Below are 23,033 nucleotides of genomic sequence, written 5' to 3' on the forward strand. Positions count from 1 at the left end.
CCGCCAATCCTCTTGTGAGGGCTGCAGAAAACCCGATCGACGATTGGCGGTCTTGAACGGAATTGCAGGTATCAGATCGCGAGAGCGGAATGCTCTAGCCCAAGGCTGCGACATAGGCGCCCGGTGAAACGCCGAAAGTGCGCACGAAGACGCGCGTCATATGACTCTGGTCGGCGAAGCCACCGGCGATCGCCGCTTCAGCGAGTGGGGTGCCTTCGGCAATCAGGCGTCGGACGATGTCGATCCGCCGCTGAACCAGATAAGCGTGGGGCGTGAGGCCGGTTGCCTTCGCAAATCCCCGCACCAGCTGGAATCGACTGAGGCTGCTTTCGCGCGCCAGATCAGCCAGAGTGATGGCAGCCAGCGGATCGTCATCGATCAGGCCGCGCGCCGTGGCGATCGATTTCGGCACCTTGCGTGCGTCGCGTGGGATGACCTGCATTGCCTCGGCAAAAAGCATCAGTACGAGTTCGTCCCAGCGAACGGTCGCGTCGCTGCCCTCCGAGGTCGTCGCGATTGCGAAAAGTTCGCGGAAGCGTGCAGCAAGTGCGGCATTCCGGATGACCGGGTCGGCGAACTCGCAGATTCGTCGTCCGCCCTCGCTGATATCGCTGATGGCGGTTTGGACGATAGCCGGATCGAGATAGAGCATACGCCAGGAGCGACCGGCATCGCCGATCGGCGTGCCGTCGTGGACCTCGCCGGGGTTGACGGTGATCACGTCGCCGCGCTCTGCCTCCACCAGCCCGCGCCCGCTCAGGGACTTTTGCGCCCCTTGGTGGACAAGGCCGATTCCGAACTGGTCATGCGTGTGGCGTGGAAAGCTGTGACGCGTGGCCGCTTCGACCGCATCGACGCCGGCGATCCGGCGAGGCAGCATTCTGAACTGGCGCTTCGCCATGCCTCTAGTCCCGCGGCTTGCCAGGCAGCTTGCCAACGTCCCCGATCCAGGGCAGGGCGGACGAGCACCAGATCTGCGACCGTGGCGCAAGCGCGCGCCGCTGGTTGATCGTGCCGAGGCGGATGCCGACCTCCTCGGCGTCTTCGTCCGTACCCGTCGTGTAGATCGGCGAGCCGCATTCCGGACAAAAGAACTGCAGGCGCTTTCGCCCGTTCTCGGCGATCTTGACGTAAAGTTTTGGCTCCGCACCCGTCAGACGGAAGGACGCCCGCGGCGTGCTCGCGGTGACCCGATAGGCAGAGCCGGTCAGTTGCTGGCAATCCGTGCAATGGCAGATCGACACGTCGTCCGGATCGATCTCCGCCTCGTAGGTGACATGGCCGCAGTGGCATTGACCATCGATCCGCATTGGCCGCTCCTCGCACGTTTTTCGCTACTGCATGGTTCCTTGGACCGTCGTCGATTGAAAAAGAACATGCAGCATTCAAAGCGCGACAGCGTCCTTTGCGTCTGATAAGGCGAGCGTCGCTGTAGACGGCTACGATAGACCAGCCGGGGCAAACGTCCAGAGAGTCTCGTCAGATGCCGGTGAACAGCCACTCATGTTCCTTGGCGTTGTGGAACTTCCAGATCCGCTTGGGGCCCGCCATGACGTTCAAATAATAAACGTCGTAGCCGTGGACGGCGGCAACCGGGTGGTAGCCCTTCGGAACGAGGGTCACATCGCCGTCCTCCACCGCCATGGTTTCGTCGAGCGAGCGATCATCCGTGTAAACGCGCTGCATCGCAAAGCCCTGCGGCGGGTTGAGGCGGTGGTAATAGGTTTCCTCGAGATAGCTTTCGGCCGGCAGGTCGTCCTGATCGTGCTTGTGCGGCGGGTAGGACGAGGTGTGCCCGCCCGGGGTGATCACCTCGACGACGAGCAGCGACTGTGCCGATCCGTCGTCCTCCGGCATGATGTTGGTGACGTAACGGGTGTTGGTGCCCTTGCCGCGCGTCATCTGCGGGTGCGTGCCGGGGCGGATGACCTTGGCCTTGAAGCCTTCGCCACCGGGTGCCGAGCAGACGGCAAGGTCGAGATCGGTCGTCGCTTCAGCCTGCCACTGGCTCCCCTTCGGCACATAGACGGCATAGGGCTGGCCCTCGAAGGGCGTCATGCGTTCGCCGAGCTCGCCGAGGTCTTCGCCGTCGACGGAAATCTTCGCCTTCCCGCTGACGAGAACGAGGCAGAGCTCCTTGTCACCGGCTTCGCCCGCCGTCCTTTCGCCGGGCTTCAATCGGTTGAGCGCGAAACCGACATAGGTCCAGCCGGCGCTCTCGGGCGTGATCTCCTGCATCAGCCCGGATCGTGCCTTCGGTTTGACGAGCAGTTTGGACATTTCGACGGTCTCCTGAAATCGATGAGTAGAGGCTGCCCCTCACCCTAACCCTCTCCCCGCTCGCGGGGAGAGGGGATTCTGGAACTTGCCGTTGCACCTTCTCGCCTTCGCTCAGGGAGGCGGATCTGGGGCCGGCATATCCCTTCTCCCCGTCCTTACGGGGAGAAGGTGGCGGCAGCCGGATGAGGGGCGAGCTATACCCGGTCCAGCCCCGCTTCCTTCGCGAAAACCTTCAGCGACTTCAGCCCCAGCGACTGGTATTCGAACGGATTGCGTACAGCTGAATCCTGTTCCGCCTCGATCACCAACCAACCATCATACCCGTGTTGGGCGGCGATTTTCAGGACGGGCAGGAAGTCGACGCCTCCTTCCTTGTCGCCCGGAACGGTGAAGACGCCGCGCCGCACGCCCTCGAGGAAGGAGAGGCCCTGGCTTTCCACTTCCTTGCGGATCGTGGGACGGACGTTCTTGCAATGGATATGGCGGACGCGGTGCATGTATTTCTTCGCGACCTCCGCCGGATCGGAGCCGCCGAACCAGGCGTGACCGGTGTCGAGCAAGAGCTTCGTCGCCGGGCCTGTGTTCTGCATCAGCAGATCGATCTCCTCACCGGTCTGGACGATCGTGCCCATGTGATGATGATAGACGACATCGATGCCCTGGTCGGCGCAATACTGAGCGATCGCTTCGAGATCGGCGCCGAATTTCTTCCATCGATCTGCCGGCAGCACCGGCTTGTCGTTGGCGACGGATTTCGAATCGTCGCCGTGAATGGCATTCGAGGTCTCGCAGACGATCGCCACCTTGCAGCCATTGTGCTTCAGGAGGTCGAGATGCGGCTGAATTGCCTTCTTCTCGGCTTCGACGTCATGCGTCAGCAGATTGGTGGAATGCCATCCGGAAACGAAGACGAGGTCGTAAGACGCGAGCTTCTGCTTCAGCGCCTCCGGATCGGACGGCATCTTGTGGCCCTTCTCGATGCCGTCGAAGCCGATCTTCTGGCAATCGGAAAGGCAGTCCTCGAGCGTCAGATGCGCGCCGATCGAATGATCGTCGTCATTGCTCCAGGCAATCGGGTTGGTTCCGTAGCGGATCATGTCTTTCACTTTCTGTTCGTCGTCTGCTTGAAGCGGATGCTTCGTTATCGGTTTGGCACGCACGCCCCTCATCCGGCTGCCGCCACCTTCTCCCGTGAGGACGGGAGAAGGGACTCGCGGCGCCGACTTCGTCCCCTCTCCCCGCCAGCGGAGAGAGGGCTAGGGTGAGGGGTCATTAGATGAACCTGCGCCAGTGGTCGTTGACTTCACCCCAAACGCTGCGACTGGAGCGCCTTCTCGTAGCCTTCGCGGGCCGTTTTCACCTGCGCGCGTTCCGATACTTCCGGAACTGCGACATCCCACCAGTGTCCGCCGGCTTCCGTGGTGATCAGCGGGTCCGTGTCGATGACGATGACGGTCGTGCGCTGTTCTTCCGCCGTTTCGGCGAGCGCTGCCTCAAGCTCCGGGATCGAGGCGACCTTGCGCGTGACCGCACCCATGGCGCCGGCATGGGCGGCAAAATCGATGCCCGGCAAGGTCACGTGATGCGTGTCCTTCAGGAGGTTGTTGAAGTTGGCGCCGCCCGTTCCCATCTGCAGCCGGTTGATGCAGCCGTAGCCGGCATTGTCGAGAAGGACGACCGTGATCTTGGCGCCGAGCATGATCGAAGAGGCGATCTCCGAATTCAGCATCATGTAGCTGCCGTCGCCGACCATGACGACCACGTCGCAGTCGGGCTTGGCGAGCTTGACCCCGAGGCCGCCGGCCACTTCATAGCCCATGGTCGAGAAGCCATATTCCATGTGGTAGCCGCCGGGCTCTTCCGCCTGCCACAGCTTGTGCAATTCGCCCGGAAGACCTCCGGCGGCGCAGACGAGCGTCGTCTTCTTGCCGCCGCGGGCGCGCTGGACCGCGCCGATCACCTGGGCATCGGAGGGAAGCGCCGCATTGGTCGTGGCGGTCGCCTTGTCGGCCGCGGCCAGCCACTCGGCCTTGCCCACCTTCGCCTTCTCGGTCCAGGCGCTGTCGGCCTTGTGGCCGCCGAGCCCGCCGGAGATCCGGTTGAGACCGGCCCGCGCATCGGAAATCAGCGGCAGGCCATCGTGCTTGCCGGCATCGAAGGGCTGAACGTTGAGGCCGATGATCTTCAACGCATCGTTCTTGAAGAGTGCCCAGGAGCCGGTGGTGAAATCCTGGAGCCGCGAGCCGACGGCGAGGACAACATCGGCCTCCTCCGCAAGCGCGTTGGAAGCGGAGGTGCCCGTCACGCCGACCGAGCCCATGTTGAGCGGGTGCGAATGCGGCAGCGCGGACTTGCCGGCCTGCGTCTCGACGACCGGAATGCCGTGCTTTTCGGCAAAGTCCGCGAGCTCCACGCTTGCTTCCGAATAAAGCACGCCGCCGCCGGCGATAATGATCGGCTTCTTCGCCGACTTGAGCAACGCGATCGCCGTCGCCAATTCATCGAGATCGGGTTCGACGCGGCGCGGCACCCACACCTTTTCTTCGAAGAAGCATTCCGGATAGTCGTAGGCTTCCGCCTGCACGTCCTGGCAAAGCGAGAGCGTCACCGGGCCGCAATCGGCCGGATCGGTCAGAACCTGCATGGCGCGACGCAGCGCCGGGATGATCTGCTCCGGCCGGGTGATGCGGTCGAAGTAGCGCGAGACCGGGCGGAAGCAGTCGTTTGCCGAGATCGTGCCGTCGCCGAAACCTTCCACCTGCTGCAGCACCGGATCGGGCCGGCGGTTGGCGAAGACGTCGCCGGGCAAGAGCAGGACCGGCAGGCGGTTGACATGGGCGAGCGCCGCCGAGGTGACCATGTTGAGTGCGCCGGGGCCGATCGAGGTCGTGCAGGCCATGAAGCGGCGGCGGAAGCTCGCCTTGGCGAAGGCGATCGCGGCATTCGCCATGCCCTGTTCGTTCTGCCCGCGGTAGGTCGGCAGTGTTTCCCGCACGGCGTAAAGCGCCTCGCCGACGCCGGCGACGTTGCCGTGACCGAAAATGGCGAAGACGCCGCCGAAGATCGGCACGCGCTCGCCGTCGATGATCGTCATCTGCTTGGTCAGGAACCGCGCCACGGCCTGGGCCATGGTGAGGCGCACGGTCTTCTGGCTCATTTTCTGTTTCCTCCTCGCGAGCGAAGTCCTTGCTTCGCCCTTTCCGCTGCATCCTCGCCCGCGCGATTTATGCAGCCTTTGTTTCACCCAGTTGCAGCCAGAGATCCACCAGCGCCTTGAACCTTGCCGCCATGTCGGCGATCGCCTGCTCGTCGGTGATGGTGCCGGCGAGCCAGGCCTTGCTGGCGTCGGCGAAGATCGTCCGGCCGACGGCAAAACCCTTGACCGTCTTCGACGTCCGGGCGGCGGCAAAGCCCTCCTTCAACACCTCGTAGGGCGCCTCGAGGCCAAGCAGGACGACGCCGCGGCAGAGCGGGTCGCGCGTTGCGATCACGGCGTCGATCGCCGCCCAGGCACCGCGGCTCGCCTGTGGCTCCAGTTTCCACCAATCGGGCTTCAAACCGGCATCGTAAAGTTCGGTAAGCGCCCGCGGAACGGTCAGATCGTCAAGCGTGCCGTGTTTGCCGGCAATGACCTCGATCAGGATCTCGCGGCCGACCTTGCGCGCCGCTTCGAAGGCGGCGCGAAGCTTCGCGATCTGCGCGGCCTTGAGCTCGGCCGGATCGTCGGGATGGAAGAAGGAAAGCACCTTGATGCAGTGATCGACCGGCCAGTCGATGAGGCGGCTGCCGAGGTCCTGGCTGAACTCGAGCTGCAACGGACGCGAGCCCGGAAGTTCGATCGGTTTGCCGATCCAGAAATCGCGATAGGCGCCGGCGGCATAAAGCGCGTCGCGGCCATATTTGTCGTCGATCAGCATGCCGAAGCCCGGTCTGCCGGCGGCGACCTGGGCGGCCGCCTTGACCGCAAGCACCTTGAAAGCGGGGATGCGGGCCAGGAGTTCCGCCTTGCCGTCCGCAATATCTTCCAGCTGGCTGCGGTGATCGATGGCAAGCGCCATCAGGAGCGGAATATCGCGGCGGCGGGTCGTCGCCCAGTGAACGTGGTTGATCGCCTCGTCCTTGCGGAGCGCCTTTTCCTTGCTGCCGTTTTCGAGGAAGAAATTGAGTTCGGTCCAGGTGGGGATTTCCGGCGCGCAGAGCAGGCGCGACACCGCGAAGGCGCCGCAGGCATTGGCCCAGGTGGCAGACGTCGCATGCGGTTCGCCGGTAAGCCAGCCGCGCAGGAAACCGGACATGAAGGCATCGCCCGCACCGAGCACGTTGTAGACCTCGATCGGAAAACCCTTGCCGACGATGCCGTCCTCGAGATTTTCGGAGATCGTGCCGTCATAAACGATGCAGCCCATCGGCCCGCGCTTCAAGACGATCGTGGCTTTGGACAGCGAGCGGATGGTCTTCAGTGCCTTCAGCAGATCGCTCTCGCCGGACGCGATCAGAACCTCTTCCTCCGTGCCGACGATGAGATCGCAGTCGCCGAGAACGGTCTTCAGGTGGGCGGATACGCGGTCGGAGGCGATGTAGCGGCTTTCGCCGGCGTCGTGGCCGGCAAGGCCCCAGAGATTGGGGCGATAATCGATGTCGAAGACGACCTTCGCGCCCGCTTCCTTGGCGATGCGTATCGCCTTGCGCTGTGCAGCATCGGTATTCGGCTTGGAAAAATGCGTCCCCGAAACGAGGACTGCGCGCGCGGACCGGATGAAGTCTTCCGCGACATCGTCCTCGCAAAGCGCGTTGTCGGCGCAATTGTCGCGATAGAAGAGCAGCGGGAAGGACTTGTCGTTTTCGACGGAAAGGATCGCGAGCGCCGTCAGCCGCTCCGGATCGGTGGCGATGCCGCGGGTTTCGACACCCTCGCGTTGAAGCTGTTCGCGGATGAAGCGGCCCATCTGCTCGTCGCCGACGCGTGTCAGCAGTGCCGATTTCAGCCCGAGGCGCGCGGTGCCGACGGAGATGTTGCAGGGGCAGCCGCCGACGGATTTGGCAAAGCTTGCCACGTCTTCAAGCCGTGTGCCGATCTGCTGGCCGTAGAGATCGACCGAGGCCCGGCCGATCGTGATGAGGTCGAGGGGCTTGGCTCCCATTGCCGACGGGCTTTGGGCCGACGTGCTTTGGGCCGATGGACTCTGGCTCACTGCTTCCTCCCCGCGGACGCCGCGCCGGCGCCGACAATCATGATTATGTCATGGGCGATGAGGTTATGAAACATAAATTCCGTCGTTTCGTCAATATGGAATTTTCATTCTATTGTCCGTCCGCCAGGCGCTGCCGCTTCTCGGCGATCGCCACCGTCAGCGCCATCGCAAAGGCCATGCTTGCGGAAAGGGAACGAAAACCGGCGTGGTCGGCCTCGACCAGTTCGAACCAGACCTTCGATGACTCGGCTAGCGGCGAGAAAGCCGAATCGGTAAGCGACACGACCGGCACCTTGCGGCTGGCGAGCAGGCGCGCCTGGCTGGCGCTTTCCGAGGCGTAGGGCGAAAAGCTGACGGCGAAGGCCGCATCCTGCTTCGTCGCCATCGCCAGCATGTCGTCGTCGATCCCTGCTGCCGTCCCGACATGCTGATACTTCACTTTCAGCTTGCCGAAGGCGTAGGCCATGTAACTGGAAATAGGGTAGGAGCGGCGCTTGGCGATGAGATAGATCGTGTCGGCCTTGGCGAGGATGTCGACGGCACGCTCGAAGGCCTCCGGCTCGACGGATGTGGCGACGTTGTCCAGCGATCGATGGGCTGCGGCGACGAAGCCGTTGAAGATCGAGCCGCTCTCGAGTTTGCTGTGTTCGTTCTGGCTCAGGGCTTTCAGCCGCTCTTCGTATCCGGGCGTGCGTTCCCTGAGCCGCGCTCGAAAAATCTGCTGCAGGCTCGAAAAACCCTCGAAACCGAAATGTTGCGCGAAGCGCACGAGCGTCGACGGCTGGACGTCGGCGGATGTCGCAATGCTCGCCGCCGTACCGAAGGCGATCTCGTCCGGATTGTCGAGCGAGTAGGCCGCGACCTGTTTCAGCCGCTTCGGCAGTTGCGCCTTGCGCTCGAGGATGACGGCCTTCAGCGCCTCGAAATCCTGAGGGACGTCCATGGTCGTCTCCGGCGTTGGCATCGTTCAGAATCTCCGGCCTCTTGTTTCACTGCCTCATTCTAATCGATTGATGACGGTCAGGGTAGAATGGATGTTCCATTTTCCGTCATGTCCGCCCCTCATCCGGCCTGCCGGCCACCTTCTCCCCGCAAGCGGGGAGAAGGACACCCGCGGCGCTCGCTTCAGTCCCCTCTCCCGGCTTGCGGGAGAGGGTTAGGGTGAGGGGCAAAAAATGTACAGACCGGATACCCGGCCGAATGCGGTCAGCCGATTTCGACCCATTCGTTCGTCCGGGCCGACTGGTAGGTCGCCGACAGCACCTTCTGGACCTCGTAGCCCTCGCGGAAATCGGTTGAGGGCTTGCCGCCCTTGGCGATCGCGTCGAGAAATTCGTGGACCTCGATCGCCTTCAGATCGTTGAAGCCGATCTGGTGGCCCGGCGCCACGCAGAAGGCGCCGTAGGGCGGGTGCTCCGGTCCGGCCCAGATCGTGCGGAAGCCACGACTGCGGACGTCGTCGCCGGCATAATAGATCCTGATTTCGTTCAGCCGTTCCTGGGTGAAGACAATGCTGCCCTTCGACCCGTAGATTTCGAAGTCATGCTGCATCTTGCGGCCGGTGGAGATCCAGCTTGCCTCAAAGCTGCCGGTCGCGCCGTTCTCGAAGCGTACAAAAGCACGGGTGATGTCGTCGACTTCGACGGTCCGCGTCTCGGCGGCGCCGCGCGAGACCGGGCGCTCCGCGATTTGGATGACCGTTTCCGCGAGTACCGACCTGATCGGACCGACGAGGTGGCGCATGGAGGCGATGATGTGGCTGCCGATGTCGGCAAGCGCGCCGCCGCCGCTCCGCGGATCGAGCCGCCAGCCCCAGGGAACGTTGGCATCGGCCATGAAGTCCTCGGCGTGAATCCCGCGCATCGAGCGAATTTCGCCGATCTCGCCGCTTTCTATGATGTCCTTGGCGAGGAAGATCAGCGGATTCTTGAGATAGTTGAAGCCGACCTGGGTGACGATGCCGGCCTTCTCGGCCGCGGCGACCATTTCCGCGCAGTCGGCGACGGTCGGCGCCAAGGGCTTCTCGCAATAGACGTGCTTGCCGTGGGCGATGGCCGCAAGCGCCATCTCCTTGTGCAGAAGGTTCGGCGTGGTGATATCGATGATCTCGATGTCGGGATCGGTCAAGAGATCCCGCCAGTCCGCCGTTGCCTTGCGGAACCCAAGACGCTGGCGCGCGCCTTCGGCGCTTCCTTCGCTTACGTCAGCGACGGAAACCAGGTCCAACTCGAAGGGAAGATCGAATACCCGCGCAGCAGTCGTAAAGCCAAGAGCGTGGGCCTTGCCCATGAAACCCGTGCCGATCAGGCCGACGCCCAGTTTGCGTTTGCCGCTCATGTCATTCCTCCCGGGCACAGCCCCTTACGCTTCGGGGAAAGTGAAATGAAAGGTGCGAATGTTGTCAATATGGAATATTTGTTCGAAATGTCCCTGGCGGCAATGTGCCGCGAGAAACAGCGCCGGAACGGCAAATCCGCTAGGAGTGACGGGCAGGGGGTGAATTTGTTAACGCATTTTTACCATGTTTCATGGAACATCGCCGGTAACGATGGTTAACGAATCGCCTCGAGAAGCCGGAGTGAAGAAAGCATGTGCCGTTGGGCAGCCTATCGCGGAGAGCCGCTTTATCTCGAGGAACTCGTAACTTCTCCGGCGCACTCGCTGATCGAACAGTCCCATTGTGCAACGCGCGCGAAAACCGCGACGAACGGCGACGGCTTCGGTATTGCCTGGTACGGCGATCGTCCGGAGCCTGGCCGCTACCGCGACATCCTTCCCGCCTGGTCCGATTGCAATCTCAGGAGCATCGCCCGGCAGATCCGTTCACCGTTGTTCCTTGCCCACGTCCGCGCAGCGACCGGCGGCGGTACGCGCCGCGACAATTGCCACCCCTTCGTCTTCGGGCGCTGGTCCTTCATGCATAACGGCCAGATCAGTGATTTCGAGCATCTGCGCCGGCCAATGGAGAGCATGCTCGACAATGATCTCTACGCGGCGCGCACCGGGACGACGGACTCGGAGTTGCTCTTTCTCCTGGCCCTGCAGTTCGGCCTCGATCGCGATCCGCTCGGCGCGATTGCCGAGACGCTTGCGTTCGTCGAGCGCCTTGCCGATCGTCTCGGTGGCCAGCCGCTCGTCCGCTTCACGGCCGCCTTGTCCGATGGCCGCAATCTCTATGCGATACGTTATGCCACCGACTGGAAGGCGCCGACGCTCTATGCGGCGCCGATGGGGCAGAGCGGCGGCTACTGTCTGGTCTCCGAACCGCTCAACGACGACGACAATGCCTGGGTCGAGATCCCGGACGGTGCAGCGGTCATCGTCGGCGAGAACGGCGTCGACGTGCGCCTTTTCGGTACCGCCGAGGTCGAGGCACGGGAATGCCCGTTGGCGGACACGCCACGCGCCGAACTGAGCGCGTGAGCGCGGCAGGACATTTGATCTCTCGAGTGGCTAGAGCAATTCCAGGAAAAGTGTGTAACGGTTTTCCGTCCGGAATTGCGTAGTTTCAAAGAGTTAGAACATTTCAGTGTTTCAATGAAACACTGAAATGTTCTAAAGCGTGTCGCGGCTTTTGAGATTCAGGATTCTCAAATCAGTGGAGATGTGATTCCCTTTGATTGACAGAGGGAGGAGCGCCGTGGGCAAATCACATCCGATCGCGTTGCGTGTGCGTGTTGTTGCGTTTGTCGAGGAAGGCCATAGCCATCGAGAGGCGGCTCGGCACTTCCGCGTGTCGCCGCGTTTTGTGAACAATCTGATGATCCTGAAACGCGCGACCGGATCGCTTGCGCCCCGGCGGCAAGGTCATCTGGGTGGCGGCAAGTTGAATGCCCATGATGCATGGATGCGCGAGCGCCTGGCGGAGAATGGCGAGTTGACGCTGGACGAGCTGTGCGTGGAACTGGCTGGCCGCGGCGTCCTCGTGCACCGCTCCAATGTCGGCCGTTTTCTCCATCGGCTCGGGCTGAGCCACAAAAAAAAGCCTGCGGGCAAGCGAGCATCGACGCCCGGAGATCGCGCGAGCCCGTGAGTTGTGGATCAGGCGGCGCCGGCGTTTCTTCAACAAGGCACTGGCGCGGCTGATTTTTATCGATGAAACATCGACCAACACAAAGCTGACCAAGCGCTCAGGATGGTCACCGAGAGGGCGGCGCTACCGCAGTCACGCGCCATTCGGTTCGTGGAAAACACAGACCTTCATCGCCGGCCTGCGCTCGCATGGAATGGTTGCGCCCTGGATCGTCAATGCGCCGATGAACCGGCGCATCTTCGACACCTGGGTCGAAACGCAACTCGCCCCGACCCTGTCACCGGGTGACGTCGTCATTCTCGACAATGTCGGCTTCCATAGGAGCGAACGGGCCGAGGACCTGGTCAAAGCGCGCGGCGCTTGGCTGTTGTTCCTGCCGCCCTATTCGCCCGATCTCAACCCGATCGAGATGGCCTTCTCCAAACTCAAGACACTCTTGCGAAAACGCGCCGCCCGCAGCTTTGACGCCATCGCACAGGCGCTCGGCGACATCTGCAACCTCTTCTCCGTCACAGAATGCCGCAACTACTTCAAGGCTGCCGGATATGAGGCCGATTAAACGCGATACGCTTTAGTGGGAAAGTGCGTCGGCAATGCGCGCGGCGAGTTTTGCCGCCACGTCTTCCTTGTCCATGTCCGGCCAGTCTTCGACGCCGTTGCGGCCGATCAGCTTCACCCGGTTGCGATCGCCGCCCATGATACCGGTCGCGGGCGAGACGTCGTTCGCGAGAATGTAATCGGCGCCTTTTCGTTCCAGCTTGGCGCGGCCGTTTTCGGCGACGTTTTCCGTCTCGGCGGCAAAGCCGATCACCAGCTTTGGCCGCGAGGGGTGGTGGCCGATCGTCTTCAGAATATCGGGGTTTTCCGCAAGCTGGAGCGGAGGAGGGGCCTCCCCCGGTTTCTTCTTGATCTTGCTGCCGGCAGCGGAGGCGACGCGCCAGTCCGCGACCGCGGCCACCATGACGGCCACGTCCGCCGGAAGCGCCGCAAGCACCGCATCGCGCATTTCCTCGGCGCGCTCGACATGGACGATGCGAACGCCCGCGGGATCGGGAATCGTCACCGGACCGGAAACAAGCGTGACCTTCGCGCCAAGTTTCGCGAGCGCCGCGGCGATCGCGTGGCCCTGCTTGCCGGAGGAACGATTGGCGATATAGCGCACCGGGTCGATCGGCTCGTGCGTCGGTCCCGAGGTGACGATCGCCTTTCGCCCCGCCAAGGGTTTCTGTCCACCATTCAAGAGTTCCTCGACGGCGGCGACGATCTCGAGCGGCTCGGCCATCCTGCCTTCGCCGGCTTCACCGCTTTCGGCCATTTCGCCCGCGGTCGGCCCGACGAAACGAACGCCGTCGCCGGTTAGCGTTTTGCGGTTTCGGCGTGTCGACGGATGCGCCCACATTTTCGGGTTCATCGCCGGAGCGAGCAACACGGGCCGGTCGGTCGCAAGCAGGATGGTCGAGGCGAGGTCGCTGGCATGGCCGTTCGCCATCTTGGCCATCAGGTCGGCGGTTGCCGGCGCCACGACGACGAGATCGCATTCGCGCGCCAGCCGGATATGGCCGACATCCTGCTCGTCCTCGCGCGAGAAAAGGTCGGTGAAGACATGGGAGGCGGAAAGGGCGCCGACGGCAAGCGGCGTTACGAATTCCTGCGCAGCCGCCGTCATCACCGGCCGGACTTCGGCGCCGCGCTCGCGCAGGCGGCGAATGAGGTCGAGGCTCTTGTAGGCGGCGATTCCGCCCGAAATGATGAGAAGTATGCGCTTGCCGGAGAGTGTCATTCCGCTTCGGCTCTTGGCCGCTCCTGGTTCTTTGACGGGGACCCTACCCGACGGGCCTGCCGCACGCAATTGGAGCCGGTGCAGCGGCTAACTTGTCCTTTGCAGCTTCTCCCACGCGGCGTAAAGCGGCGCCTCCTCTTGCGCATCCACAGCGCCGCGCGTCCTATCGGACGCGCCAAGGTCGCTGTAGGAATCGTGCAGTAGCGGCACATGGCGAAACCGCATGGCCTGTTCCGTGATCGGCTTGGCCAGTTCCGCGTAGATCGCCGACCTCGAAAGTCCGTAAGGCTCCGCTTGCGCATTTGAATGTGCATAGGCGATCTCGTTGATGCCGGCCATGCGCATCGCGGCAAGGCACATCGGGCATGGCTGACCGCTGGCGTAGACGGCGCAGCCCTCGAGCCGCAGCGACCGAAGAGTCTTGGCCGCGTCACGCAGCGCGTTGAGTTCGGCATGCGAGGTCGGATCCCCCGTCCGGGCCATCTCGTTGACGCCAGTCGCGACCACCACGCCATCCTTGACCACGACGGCGCCGAAGGGGCGACCGCCGTTTTCCATATTGCCGCGCGCGAGCGACACGGCCTCGCACAGAAAGCGTTGTTCCTCATCCATATTGCTGCTCCTACCACAGTGCTCACTGCGCGGCCGCGAGAGCGCTCACAGCATCGACCGGCTGAGACCGCCGTCCACCGGCAGCGCGATACCCGTGACATAGGCCGCCTGGCGGCTCGCAAGGAAAGCGGCTGCCGCGCCGAATTCCGCGGGCGTGCCGTAGCGGCCGATCGGAATTTCGGACTGGCTGCGTGCCGCGACGGTTTCGATGCTGACGCCTTCGCTTTCCGCATCCATGCGGTCGAAGGAAAGCGTGCGATCGGTCGCCAGCCGCCCCGGCAGCAGCATGTTGACCGTGACGCCGTCAGGCGCGACCTCGCCCGCGAGCGTCTTCATCCAGCCGGCAAGCGCGCTGCGCAAGGCGTTGGAGGCGCTGAGGCCCGGTATCGGCTCGCGGATGCTGGTCGAGGCAACCGCGATGATGCGGCCGAAGCGACGCTCGCGCATGGCCGGCAGCAGGCGATGGGTGATGCGCATGCCTGCCAGCACCATCGCCTCGAACTGTGTCCGCCAGAACTCGGGATCGATGTCGGCCGCACGCGTCGGCGGCGGTCCGCCGCCATTCAGCACCAGAATATCGACCAAGCCGAATTCGGCGGTCAGTCGATCCAGAAAAGCGTCGATCGTTTCGGGTTTCGCAAGGTCGAGCGAAAGTCCCATAGCGGCGGGACCGATCTCGGCGGCGATCTTGCCGGCTGCCTGCGCGTTCCGGCCGGTCAGCGCAACCGCAACACCTTCGGCGGCAAGCGCTTCCGCGATACCGCGCCCAAGTCCCTTGCTCCCGCCGAGTACGAGCGCCCGTTTTCCTTCGATTCCGAGATCCATGATCCAGTCCTCTTATCCATTGCTCGTGCTGTTGGAGCGCGCCTGAGCGATGTGGTCAATAGGGCGAATGTTGCGTCGGCTTGGCGGGCATTTCCACCATTAAATCGAGAACAAGAGCCCAGGCGCATCCACCGCAGCCGCTACGCGCGAAGGCGCGCCATGGCCAGCACATCGGCAAGCGCGCCGTCCCGTAGCGCGTAGGACTTCAGCACGCCTTCGGTGACGAACCCGGCCTGGCGGTAGAGACCGATTGCCGCTTCGTTGTCGGTGAAGACTGTCAGTTCGACTCGGGAGATGCCGAGCCAGCGGTCGGCGGCATCGATCAGCGCGTTCAGCAGCGCCCTGCCGATGCCGCGCCGCCGGTAATCGTCATGCACGCTCATGCCGAGATCCGCCGCATGCTGCCGCCGACCCTTGTGACGATGCAGTCCGGCCAGCCCGACGATCAGCCCTTCGAGTTCGGCGACGATGACCATGTCGGTTTCGGTGATGCTTTCGAGCCACTTCCGCGTCTGTTCCGGCGGTGCGAATGGCAGCCGCAAGGTGCCGGCGCGAACGCCGGGCAAGTCTCTAAGGGCGGCGAGCGCCTCCCAGTCGGTGGCGGACGCGGCGCGGATTTGGAGTTCGGGTGAAGCGGCGGTCATCGTTTCCTCTCTCGTTGGGGAACCGAGGAAACAGAGCCGAACCCTGCTCGCCTCGGCAGGGTTTGCTGGAAGACGGTCCGCTTAGCGCAACGGGTCCCCCGCACACCCTGAGGTCTGCGTGGTCATCACCATCACGAGCGTAAAACGGCTGTCCATGCGCGGATGCTATTCCAGGATGCGCAGAATCGGAAGAGGCTTTTGGCGGAGGTCATAGTAGCCCCTCATCCGCCTCGCAGGCTGCCACTCAGCTAAGCTGCCAGGCGATGTAGACGAGCGTCGCGGCGATGATCCAAAGCGCAACGCGGCCTGAGCGCGTGTGGCGCGCCTCGGCCTTTCCGATCGCCTGCGCCGTCTCCGGATCGAAGCGCAGACCGTTTTCGCTCATCGCCATGATTTCCGCCGAGAAGCGCTCGGTTCGGGCCGCGATCTCCGGGACCGCCTCGGCAACCCTCAGCGCTGCATGCAGGCCGTCGCGCAGATCGGCGACAATGCGTTTCGGTCCGAGATTGTCGCGGATCCACTTGCCGACGACCGGCTCCGAGGCTTTCCACATGTTGAAACGCGGGTTGAGAGTACGGGCAACGCCTTCGACGACGACCATGGTCTTCTGCAGCATGACGAGTTCCGGCCGCGTCTGCATGTCGAAAAGCTCGGTGACCTCGAACAAGAGTGTCAGCAGTTTTGCCATCGAGATGGTCTCGGCCGGCTGACCATGGATCGGCTCGCCGATCGCCCGGATCGCCTGGGCAAAGCTCGCGGCATCGTGATGCGAGGGCACGTAGCCAGCCTCGAAATGGACGTCCGCCACGCGCTGGTAGTCGCGGGTGATGAAGCCGAAAAGGATCTCGGCGAGGAAGCGGCGTTCCTTCTTGCCGAGCCGCCCGACGATGCCCATGTCGACGGCGACGATGTGGCCGGCGTCATCGACGAACAGATTGCCCTGGTGCATGTCGGCGTGGAAGAAACCGTCACGCAGCGTATGGCGCAGGAAGGACTGGATCAGCGTTTCTGCGAGCCGGTTGAGATCGTGGCCGGCCCGCTTCAGTCCTTCGATGTCCGACATCTTCACGCCGTCGATCCATTCCATGGTGACGACGTCACGGCCGGTGCGCTCCCAGTCGACCTTGGGCACGCGGAAACCGGAATCTTCCTTGGTGTTCTCGCCGAGTTCGGAAAGCGCTGCCGCTTCGAGCCTCAGGTCCATTTCGACCTTGGTCGTCTGCTCCAGCGTCTTTGTCACCTCGACCGGCCTCAACCGCCGCGTATAGGGTAGAAACCGCTCCTGCATGCGCGAAACCAGGTACATGGCTTCGATGTCGGCGGCAAAGCGCTGGCGCACGCCCGGGCGGATGACCTTGACGGCCACCCTTTCGCGCTTGCCGTCGCGCAGGACGATGGCGGGGTGGACCTGGGCGATCGAGGCGGCCGCCATCGGCTCGGAAAATTCGGCAAAAAGCGCGTCGACCGGCCGTCCGAGCGAGCCTTCGATCGCGGCCCTGGCGTCGCTTTCCGGGAACGTCGCCATCCGGTCCTGCAAGAGCGACAGATCGGCAGCGAGTTCGGCTCCCACGACATCCGGGCGCGTTGCCAGAAATTGGCCGATCTTGACATAGGAGGGACCAAGCCGTTCGACGGCGCGGGCAAGCCGGCCGCTGCGCGCTTCAAGTCGGGCCCGGCGGCGGGCGAGCAAGCCGGCGAGCCTCTGCACGAAACGCGCAAGCGGAGGAAGGTGCTCCGACGGGACGGCAGAAAAGGCGTCCTCGCGCGCGAGGACCCAGCCGATCCGCACGAGGCGGAAGTATGCTCCAGGCGTGCTCATTGTGGTCAGATTTTCCAGCCGGAATGAAGTGCCGCGATACCGCCGGTGTAATTGGTGAAGCTTACGCGTGAAAAGCCGGCATCCTTGATCATCGCGGCGAAATCCCGCTGGTTCGGGAACTTCCGGATCGATTCGACCAGATACTGGTAGGGCGCATCGTCACCCGTGATCAGTTTGCCGAACTTCGGAATCGCATTGAACGACCAGGCATCGTAGAAACGATCGAGCAGCGGCATCTCCACCTCGGAAAACTCGAGCACCAGCAGCCGTCCGCCGCGCTTCAACACGCGATAGGCTTCCTTGAGTGCCACGTCGATGCGCGGCACGTTGCGGATGCCGAAGGCAATCGTATAGGCATCGAAGGAATTCGGAGCGAAAGGCAGGTCCTCGGCATTGGCCTCGACGAAGTCGAGATTGGCCGAAAGCTTCCTCTTGCTTGCCCGTTCGGCTCCGACGGCGAGCATCGAGCCGTTGATATCGAGCACCGTCGCATGTGCCTTGCGATCGGAGGCCTCGACGATGCGAAACGCGATGTCGCCGGTACCTCCGGCCACATCGAGCACCCGATAATCCTCCCGCCGCGGCGGATTGAGCGCGGCGATCATCGCATCCTTCCAGACACGGTGAAGCCCGGCCGACATCACGTCGTTCATGATGTCGTAGCGCTTGGCGACCTTGTGGAAGACATCGTTGACGAGCGGTTGCTTTTCGGCCGCGCCGACCTCGCGGAAACCGAAGGAGGTCTCCATGCCGCCATTGGCCGATACGCGCTCATCCGTCATTACGAAAACTCCACTTCAACCAATTTTGCCGGCACCATAGCGAAATCGCCCCGTCCGCGCTATCTCAGCGGTGAGGATGGGTTGCGGCCTACAGCGCCGTGCGTCTGTCGGACGCATGAGGGTCGCTGTAACACCTTGGAATCGCCGCATCCCTATAGGACATCAACGCCGTGAAGGGAATGCCGCGCACGACCGCTGCGCGAGCGCAAGAAGGAAAACGAACAATGCCGGAATTGCCCGAGGTCGAGACGGTGAGGCGGGGACTGGCGCCGACCATGGAGGGGGCGCTTCTCGTGCGGGCCGAGTTGCGCAGACCGGACCTGCGTTTTCCCTTCCCCGACAATTTTTCTGCGTCCGTCTCCGGGCGTCGCATCGTTTCCCTGTCGCGCCGTGCCAAATATCTGATGATCGATCTCGAAGGCGGCGATGTGATCATCGCCCATCTCGGCATGTCCGGTTCTTTCCGGATCGAGGCTGGCGATCCCGCCGCACCGGGCAAGTTCCATCATCCGCGAGGCAAGGACGAGAAGCACGATCACGTGATCTTTCACCTCAACGGCCAGGCCGGACCCGCGCGCGTGATCTACAACGACCCGCGCCGCTTCGGCTTCATGGATCTCGCCCGGCGCGACGCGATCGGCGATCACATGTTCTTCCGCGACCTGGGCCAGGAGCCGACGGGCAACGCGCTCGATGCCGCCTATCTTGCTCGGCGCTTTGCCGGCAAGGCGCAGCCGCTCAAGGCGGCGCTTCTGGATCAGAAGATCGTTGCCGGCCTTGGTAATATCTACGTTTGCGAAGCGCTGTGGCGGTCGGACCTGTCGCCCTCCCGTCCGGCCGGCTCGCTGGTGGACAAGCGCGGGCACGCGAAACAAGGCCTGGTGACGTTGACGGATGCGATCCGCGCGGTGATCGCGGACGCGATCGCCGCCGGCGGGTCGTCCTTGAAGGACTACATCCAGGCGGACGGCTCGCTCGGCTACTTCCAGCATTCCTTCTCGGTCTACGATCGTGAAGGCGAGGCTTGCCGCAAGCCGGGCTGCGGCGGTACCGTCGCCCGCATCGTTCATGCCGGGCGTTCGACCTTCTACTGCCCGCGCTGCCAGAAATAGCGCGCTCGATCGGGCGCATCCGAATGGAGGAGATCAAGAATGAGTTACGAGACGTTGCTGGTCGAGACACGTGGACGCGTGGGCCTGATCACGCTCAATCGCCCCCAGGCGCTGAACGCGCTGAATTCGACCGTGATGCGGGAGCTCGATGCAGCGTTTAAGGCATACGACGCCGACAAGGAGATCGGCGCGATCGTGCTGACCGGTTCGGAGCGCGCGTTCGCGGCCGGCGCCGACATCAAGGAGATGCAGGCGCTCGATTTTGTCGATTCCTATCTTGGCGATTTTCTCGGCGGCTGGGAGCGGGTGGCCGGCGCCCGCAAGCCGGTGATTGCCGCCGTTTCCGGCTTTGCGCTCGGCGGCGGCTGCGAGCTCGCGATGATGTGCGACATCATCATTGCGTCGGAGACGGCGAAGTTCGGCCAGCCGGAGATTACCCTCGGCGTCATTCCGGGCATGGGCGGATCGCAGCGCCTCACCCGCGCCGTCGGCAAGGCGAAGGCCATGGATCTGGTGCTGACCGGCCGGATGATGGATGCGGCGGAAGCCGAGCGGTCGGGACTCGTTTCGCGTGTGGTGGCACCTGAAAAGCTGATGGACGAGGCGCTCGCTGCCGCCGAAAAGATCGCCTCCTTCTCGCTGCCGGCGGTGATGATGGCCAAGGAGGCGGTCAACCGCTCGCTGGAGGTTACCCTGGCCGAAGGTTTGCGCTTCGAGCGGCGGCTTTTCCAGTCGCTCTTTGCGACCGAGGATCAGAAGGAGGGGATGGCCGCCTTCGTCGGAAAGCGCAAAGCTGAATTCAGGCATAAGTGACGCGCAAAGCGCGCAGTTTTCTCAAATTTGCGCGTTGACGAGAGGGCGGTTTCCAGCTATACGCCGCCCTCAGTTTGGAACGCCGCTTTCTGAGGCTTTCCGATAATGCTCCCGAATTGCTTTGATGACAGGTCGCAGTGACCCGGCACGGCGAAGGCGGAGTTCATGTCAGTTTTCGAAGAGAGGCATCCATGGCCAATACAACTTCGGCGAAAAAGGCGACCCGCAAGATCGCACGCCGCACCGCAGTGAACAAGGCCCGTCGTTCGCGCGTCCGCAACTTCATCCGTAAGGTCGAAGAAGCCATCGCTTCCGGCGATCAGGCAGTCGCCGCCGCGGCCCTCAAGGCAGCGCAGCCGGAACTGATGCGCGCCGCCACCAAGGGCGTGCTGCATGCCAATACGGCATCGCGCAAGGTTTCCCGCCTTGCACAGCGCGTGAAGGGCCTTTCGGCCTAATCCGGCTAAGTAAAAAATTTGTTGATGAAAGGCCCGGCCCTTGCGCCGGGCTTTTCGGATTCATACTTCTGTCATGGCGGCGGACAAATAGCCGGCTTCGACGTGTGTCACTGCGATGACAATTTTTTCTAAGTAATTTCAACGGGTTACGCGAGGTCTTTGCGCGAGTGTCATCGAGCGTCGGGGACGAGCGGGGTCCGAAGCGAGTCAAGCGAATTTTTATTTTTTTTCTTTTTCGCCAGCTAAGCAAGCGCCAGGAAATCAAAACCCTTGATTCAAAAGCGATTCTTGATGGACTCAGAATGCGGCAAGCAAAAGGCGCCGAGAGAGTCAACCGGCGGCGTTTAACGGTCGGTAAAATTCGCGATTGATCTTGCAGAACGATCCTGCCTAAATGCCTCGCACAGGGGACACGGATCATATCTGTAAAGGGAAGAACAGGGCCATTTCGCTGAAGTGGCTTCGGGCTTTCTGTTCCCTGTGGCGGGGTCATTCCACGTCGTTCAATCAAACAAGTCGCGATAGAGAAACCGGACCGAAGCTTCGTTCCGGAACGAGGATCTTTCGTCTTGTGGTTGCGCGGGGTGAGTGGGTGGCTGGGCAATGGGAGGACGCCGGGAGGCGCTCCGGGAAAGAAGGAGGAAGGCGGCTGTCCGCTTCGTACGAGGGTGCGGCGCAGCCGGTGAGAAATTTGACCTCACGTGGCTTGAAAGCAGCCGGGTGGAGTCGGTAAAGGCGAGGCGCGAGGGGACATTCGCTCGCGAAAGCGAGCGGATGAGCGCAGCGCGCACCGGGAACGGGATATGAGGAGCCCGGTTTCGGTGCGACAGGAGCGTCCGTCGGACGCGGCATGGCTTTGAAGGCGGCCGTGGCAGACGGGCATAAGAGATGACGCCGGCAGCAATGACGGCATCGGAGCATGAATTTGGAAGGCGGCAACATGCAGATGAATTTGGCGACGGCACCTGACGCGCGTCAGGCCGGAAGCAATCAGTCTCAGGCGGCGGGGGAAAAACAGGACATGCGGCATGACGCACTTTTTGAGCGGGTAAGTGCGCGTTTGAAAGCTCAAGTCGGTCCGGATGTCTTCGCAAGCTGGTTTGGACGTCTCAAGCTCCATTCGATTTCCAAGAGCGTTGTACGTCTTTCGGTGCCCACGACGTTTCTGAAGTCCTGGATCAACAACCGGTATCTCGATCTCATCACCAGCCTGTTCCAGCAGGAAGACGGCGAAATCCTGAAGGTGGAAATCCTCGTCCGCACCGCGACGCGCGGTGCACGACCGGTTGCCCACGAAGAAGCGATGCCGGTGGCGGCAGAAACGGCTCCGGCGGCCCCGGCGCGCCGTCCGGCCGCGGCCCAGCCGATTGCCTCGGTCGCCGCGTCGGCGGTGGCAGCGGTCCAGAAGCCGGCCCAGGCACCGCTTTTCGGTTCGCCGCTTGACCAGCGCTACAACTTCGACAGTTTTGTCGAAGGTTCGTCGAACCGGGTGGCGCTCGCCGCCGCCCGCACGATCGCCGAGGCCGGTGCCGGCGCGGTGCGTTTCAATCCGCTCTTCATCCATTCGAGCGTCGGGCTCGGCAAGACGCATCTCCTGCAGGCGATCGCGATTGCAGCGCTCCAGAGCGCGCGGGCGCCACGCGTCGTCTACCTGACGGCCGAATACTTCATGTGGCGCTTCGCGACAGCGATCCGCGACAATGATGCCCTGTCTCTCAAGGAATCGCTGCGCAACATCGACCTTCTGGTGATCGATGACATGCAGTTCCTGCAGGGCAAGTCGATCCAGCACGAGTTCTGCCATCTACTGAACATGCTGCTCGACTCGGCCAAGCAAGTCGTCGTCGCTGCTGACCGCGCACCGTGGGAGCTGGAGTCCCTCGACAGCCGCGTTCGCTCGCGGCTGCAGGGCGGCGTCGCGATCGAGATGGAAGGTCCGGACTACGAGATGCGTCTGGAAATGCTGAAGCGGCGGCTCGAAGCCGCGCGCCAGGATGACGCATCGCTCGATATTCCGACCGATATCCTGTGTCATGTCGCGCGTAACGTCACGGCCAGCGGCCGCGAACTGGAGGGCGCCTTCAACCAGCTGCTCTTCCGCCGCTCCTTCGAGCCTCAGCTCTCGATCGAGCGCGTCGACGAACTGCTCGGTCACCTGGTCAACGCCGGTGAACCGCGGCGCGTGCGCATCGAAGACATCCAGCGCGTCGTCGCCAAGCACTACAACGTCTCGCGCCAGGAACTGGTTTCGAACCGCCGCACGCGCGTCATCGTCAAGCCGCGCCAGATCGCCATGTATCTGTCGAAGACCCTGACGCCGCGCTCCTTCCCGGAGATCGGCCGACGCTTCGGCGGTCGCGATCACACGACTGTCCTGCACGCGGTGCGCAAGATCGAGGAGATGATCGCGGCGGATACGAAGCTCAGCCATGAGATCGAACTCTTGAAGCGGCTGATCAACGAATAGCCATCCATGGATGGATAGGCTGTAGCTTACGAATTGGCCCGGTTTCGCCGGGCCTTTTTGTTGCGCGCATGCGGAGCGTAGGCTTTCTTGTCGCGCTGAAGCCGGATGCGGGCGCAAGGCCACGCGCATTTCCTCATTCGCCGGCGGGCCTATTTCGCAAACGACGGGACTTTTTTTCCGCCTCGCTTGTCGGCTATCACTTACTCCATCCGTCTT

The 23,033-nt window shown here is 63.0% G+C and carries 21 protein-coding genes; 7 read left to right on the top strand and 14 right to left on the bottom strand.

All coding sequences use genetic code 11. The annotated features are described in order from the left end of the window. Positions 1-94: 94 nt before the first annotated feature. From FKV68_RS02125 to FKV68_RS02160, 8 genes are all read right to left on the bottom strand, one after another. Entirely contained in the window at positions 95-901 is an 807-nt protein-coding gene (locus FKV68_RS02125) for an AraC family transcriptional regulator (RefSeq protein WP_180939909.1), read from the bottom strand. 4 nt (positions 902-905) lie between these two features. After that, complete coding sequence (locus tag FKV68_RS02130) at positions 906-1,310, bottom strand: GFA family protein (protein ID WP_180939910.1); 405 nt, start codon at positions 1,308-1,310, stop codon at positions 906-908. Positions 1,311-1,479: 169 nt separating this feature from the next. Then, positions 1,480-2,280, bottom strand: coding sequence for a 5-deoxy-glucuronate isomerase (gene iolB / locus FKV68_RS02135; RefSeq protein WP_180939911.1), 801 nt, complete (start codon positions 2,278-2,280; stop codon positions 1,480-1,482). 194 nt (positions 2,281-2,474) lie between these two features. Then, a complete protein-coding gene (iolE, locus tag FKV68_RS02140) occupies positions 2,475-3,377 on the bottom strand; it encodes a myo-inosose-2 dehydratase (protein ID WP_180941382.1) in 903 nt (300 codons plus the stop codon). Between the two features lie 206 nt (positions 3,378-3,583). Further along, positions 3,584-5,437 carry a 3D-(3,5/4)-trihydroxycyclohexane-1,2-dione acylhydrolase (decyclizing) gene (iolD, locus tag FKV68_RS02145; RefSeq protein WP_180939912.1) on the bottom strand — a complete coding sequence of 618 codons (1,854 nt, stop codon included), beginning with the start codon at positions 5,435-5,437 and terminating at the stop codon, positions 3,584-3,586. Positions 5,438-5,504: 67 nt separating this feature from the next. After that, on the bottom strand, positions 5,505-7,421 hold the full coding sequence (locus FKV68_RS02150) for a bifunctional 5-dehydro-2-deoxygluconokinase/5-dehydro-2-deoxyphosphogluconate aldolase (RefSeq protein ID WP_180941383.1): 1,917 nt from the start codon (positions 7,419-7,421) through the stop codon (positions 5,505-5,507). Positions 7,422-7,581: 160 nt separating this feature from the next. Continuing rightward, positions 7,582-8,436, bottom strand: a complete 855-nt coding sequence (locus FKV68_RS02155) for a MurR/RpiR family transcriptional regulator (RefSeq protein ID WP_180939913.1) — start codon at positions 8,434-8,436, stop codon at positions 7,582-7,584. 242 nt (positions 8,437-8,678) lie between these two features. After that, complete coding sequence (locus tag FKV68_RS02160) at positions 8,679-9,809, bottom strand: Gfo/Idh/MocA family protein (RefSeq protein WP_180939914.1); 1,131 nt, start codon at positions 9,807-9,809, stop codon at positions 8,679-8,681. Between the two features lie 252 nt (positions 9,810-10,061). On the opposite strand from FKV68_RS02160, the gene FKV68_RS02165 reads away from it, so the two are divergent. The 3 genes from FKV68_RS02165 to FKV68_RS32970 all read left to right on the top strand — a co-directional run bounded on the left by FKV68_RS02165 (position 10,062) and on the right by FKV68_RS32970 (position 12,064). Further along, entirely contained in the window at positions 10,062-10,895 is an 834-nt protein-coding gene (locus tag FKV68_RS02165; protein WP_180939915.1) for a class II glutamine amidotransferase, read from the top strand. A 217-nt stretch (positions 10,896-11,112) separates the two neighbouring features. Beyond that, positions 11,113-11,505, top strand: a complete 393-nt coding sequence (locus FKV68_RS32965) for a helix-turn-helix domain-containing protein (RefSeq protein ID WP_246452504.1) — start codon at positions 11,113-11,115, stop codon at positions 11,503-11,505. Position 11,506: 1 nt separating this feature from the next. Further along, positions 11,507-12,064: an IS630 family transposase gene (locus FKV68_RS32970; protein ID WP_245182071.1), complete on the top strand. Its 558-nt coding sequence runs from the start codon at positions 11,507-11,509 to the stop codon at positions 12,062-12,064. A 12-nt stretch (positions 12,065-12,076) separates the two neighbouring features. Here FKV68_RS32970 and coaBC read toward each other — a convergent pair whose 3' ends face one another. The 6 genes from coaBC to ubiE form a co-directional block, all read right to left on the bottom strand. Then, complete coding sequence (gene coaBC / locus FKV68_RS02175) at positions 12,077-13,285, bottom strand: bifunctional phosphopantothenoylcysteine decarboxylase/phosphopantothenate--cysteine ligase CoaBC (protein WP_180939916.1); 1,209 nt, start codon at positions 13,283-13,285, stop codon at positions 12,077-12,079. Between the two features lie 87 nt (positions 13,286-13,372). Next, the gene (locus FKV68_RS02180; RefSeq protein WP_180939917.1) at positions 13,373-13,897 is read right to left on the bottom strand and encodes a nucleoside deaminase; all 525 of its coding nucleotides are present in this window, start codon (positions 13,895-13,897) and stop codon (positions 13,373-13,375) included. Between the two features lie 45 nt (positions 13,898-13,942). Then, positions 13,943-14,722 carry an SDR family oxidoreductase gene (locus FKV68_RS02185; RefSeq protein ID WP_180939918.1) on the bottom strand — a complete coding sequence of 260 codons (780 nt, stop codon included), beginning with the start codon at positions 14,720-14,722 and terminating at the stop codon, positions 13,943-13,945. Positions 14,723-14,862: 140 nt separating this feature from the next. Further along, the gene (locus tag FKV68_RS02190; RefSeq protein WP_180939919.1) at positions 14,863-15,366 is read right to left on the bottom strand and encodes a GNAT family N-acetyltransferase; all 504 of its coding nucleotides are present in this window, start codon (positions 15,364-15,366) and stop codon (positions 14,863-14,865) included. A 244-nt stretch (positions 15,367-15,610) separates the two neighbouring features. Further along, positions 15,611-17,185, bottom strand: coding sequence for a 2-polyprenylphenol 6-hydroxylase (gene ubiB / locus FKV68_RS02195; RefSeq protein WP_180939920.1), 1,575 nt, complete (start codon positions 17,183-17,185; stop codon positions 15,611-15,613). 5 nt (positions 17,186-17,190) lie between these two features. Further along, the gene (gene ubiE, locus FKV68_RS02200; protein WP_180939921.1) at positions 17,191-17,967 is read right to left on the bottom strand and encodes a bifunctional demethylmenaquinone methyltransferase/2-methoxy-6-polyprenyl-1,4-benzoquinol methylase UbiE; all 777 of its coding nucleotides are present in this window, start codon (positions 17,965-17,967) and stop codon (positions 17,191-17,193) included. 224 nt (positions 17,968-18,191) lie between these two features. Between ubiE and mutM the strand changes: the two genes are divergently transcribed. The 4 genes from mutM (at position 18,192) to dnaA (ending at position 22,817) form a co-directional block, all read left to right on the top strand. Beyond that, positions 18,192-19,079 carry a bifunctional DNA-formamidopyrimidine glycosylase/DNA-(apurinic or apyrimidinic site) lyase gene (gene mutM, locus FKV68_RS02205; RefSeq protein WP_180939922.1) on the top strand — a complete coding sequence of 296 codons (888 nt, stop codon included), beginning with the start codon at positions 18,192-18,194 and terminating at the stop codon, positions 19,077-19,079. Between the two features lie 39 nt (positions 19,080-19,118). Then, entirely contained in the window at positions 19,119-19,892 is a 774-nt protein-coding gene (locus FKV68_RS02210; protein ID WP_180939923.1) for an enoyl-CoA hydratase, read from the top strand. A gap of 191 nt (positions 19,893-20,083) precedes the next feature. Beyond that, complete coding sequence (gene rpsT / locus FKV68_RS02215) at positions 20,084-20,350, top strand: 30S ribosomal protein S20 (protein WP_180939924.1); 267 nt, start codon at positions 20,084-20,086, stop codon at positions 20,348-20,350. 1,021 nt (positions 20,351-21,371) lie between these two features. After that, the gene (gene dnaA / locus FKV68_RS02220) at positions 21,372-22,817 is read left to right on the top strand and encodes a chromosomal replication initiator protein DnaA (RefSeq protein WP_245181969.1); all 1,446 of its coding nucleotides are present in this window, start codon (positions 21,372-21,374) and stop codon (positions 22,815-22,817) included. The last annotated feature ends 216 nt before the right edge of the window (positions 22,818-23,033 follow it).

Source organism: Sinorhizobium mexicanum (assembly GCF_013488225.1).
Taxonomy (GTDB): Bacteria; Pseudomonadota; Alphaproteobacteria; order Rhizobiales; family Rhizobiaceae; genus Sinorhizobium; species Sinorhizobium mexicanum.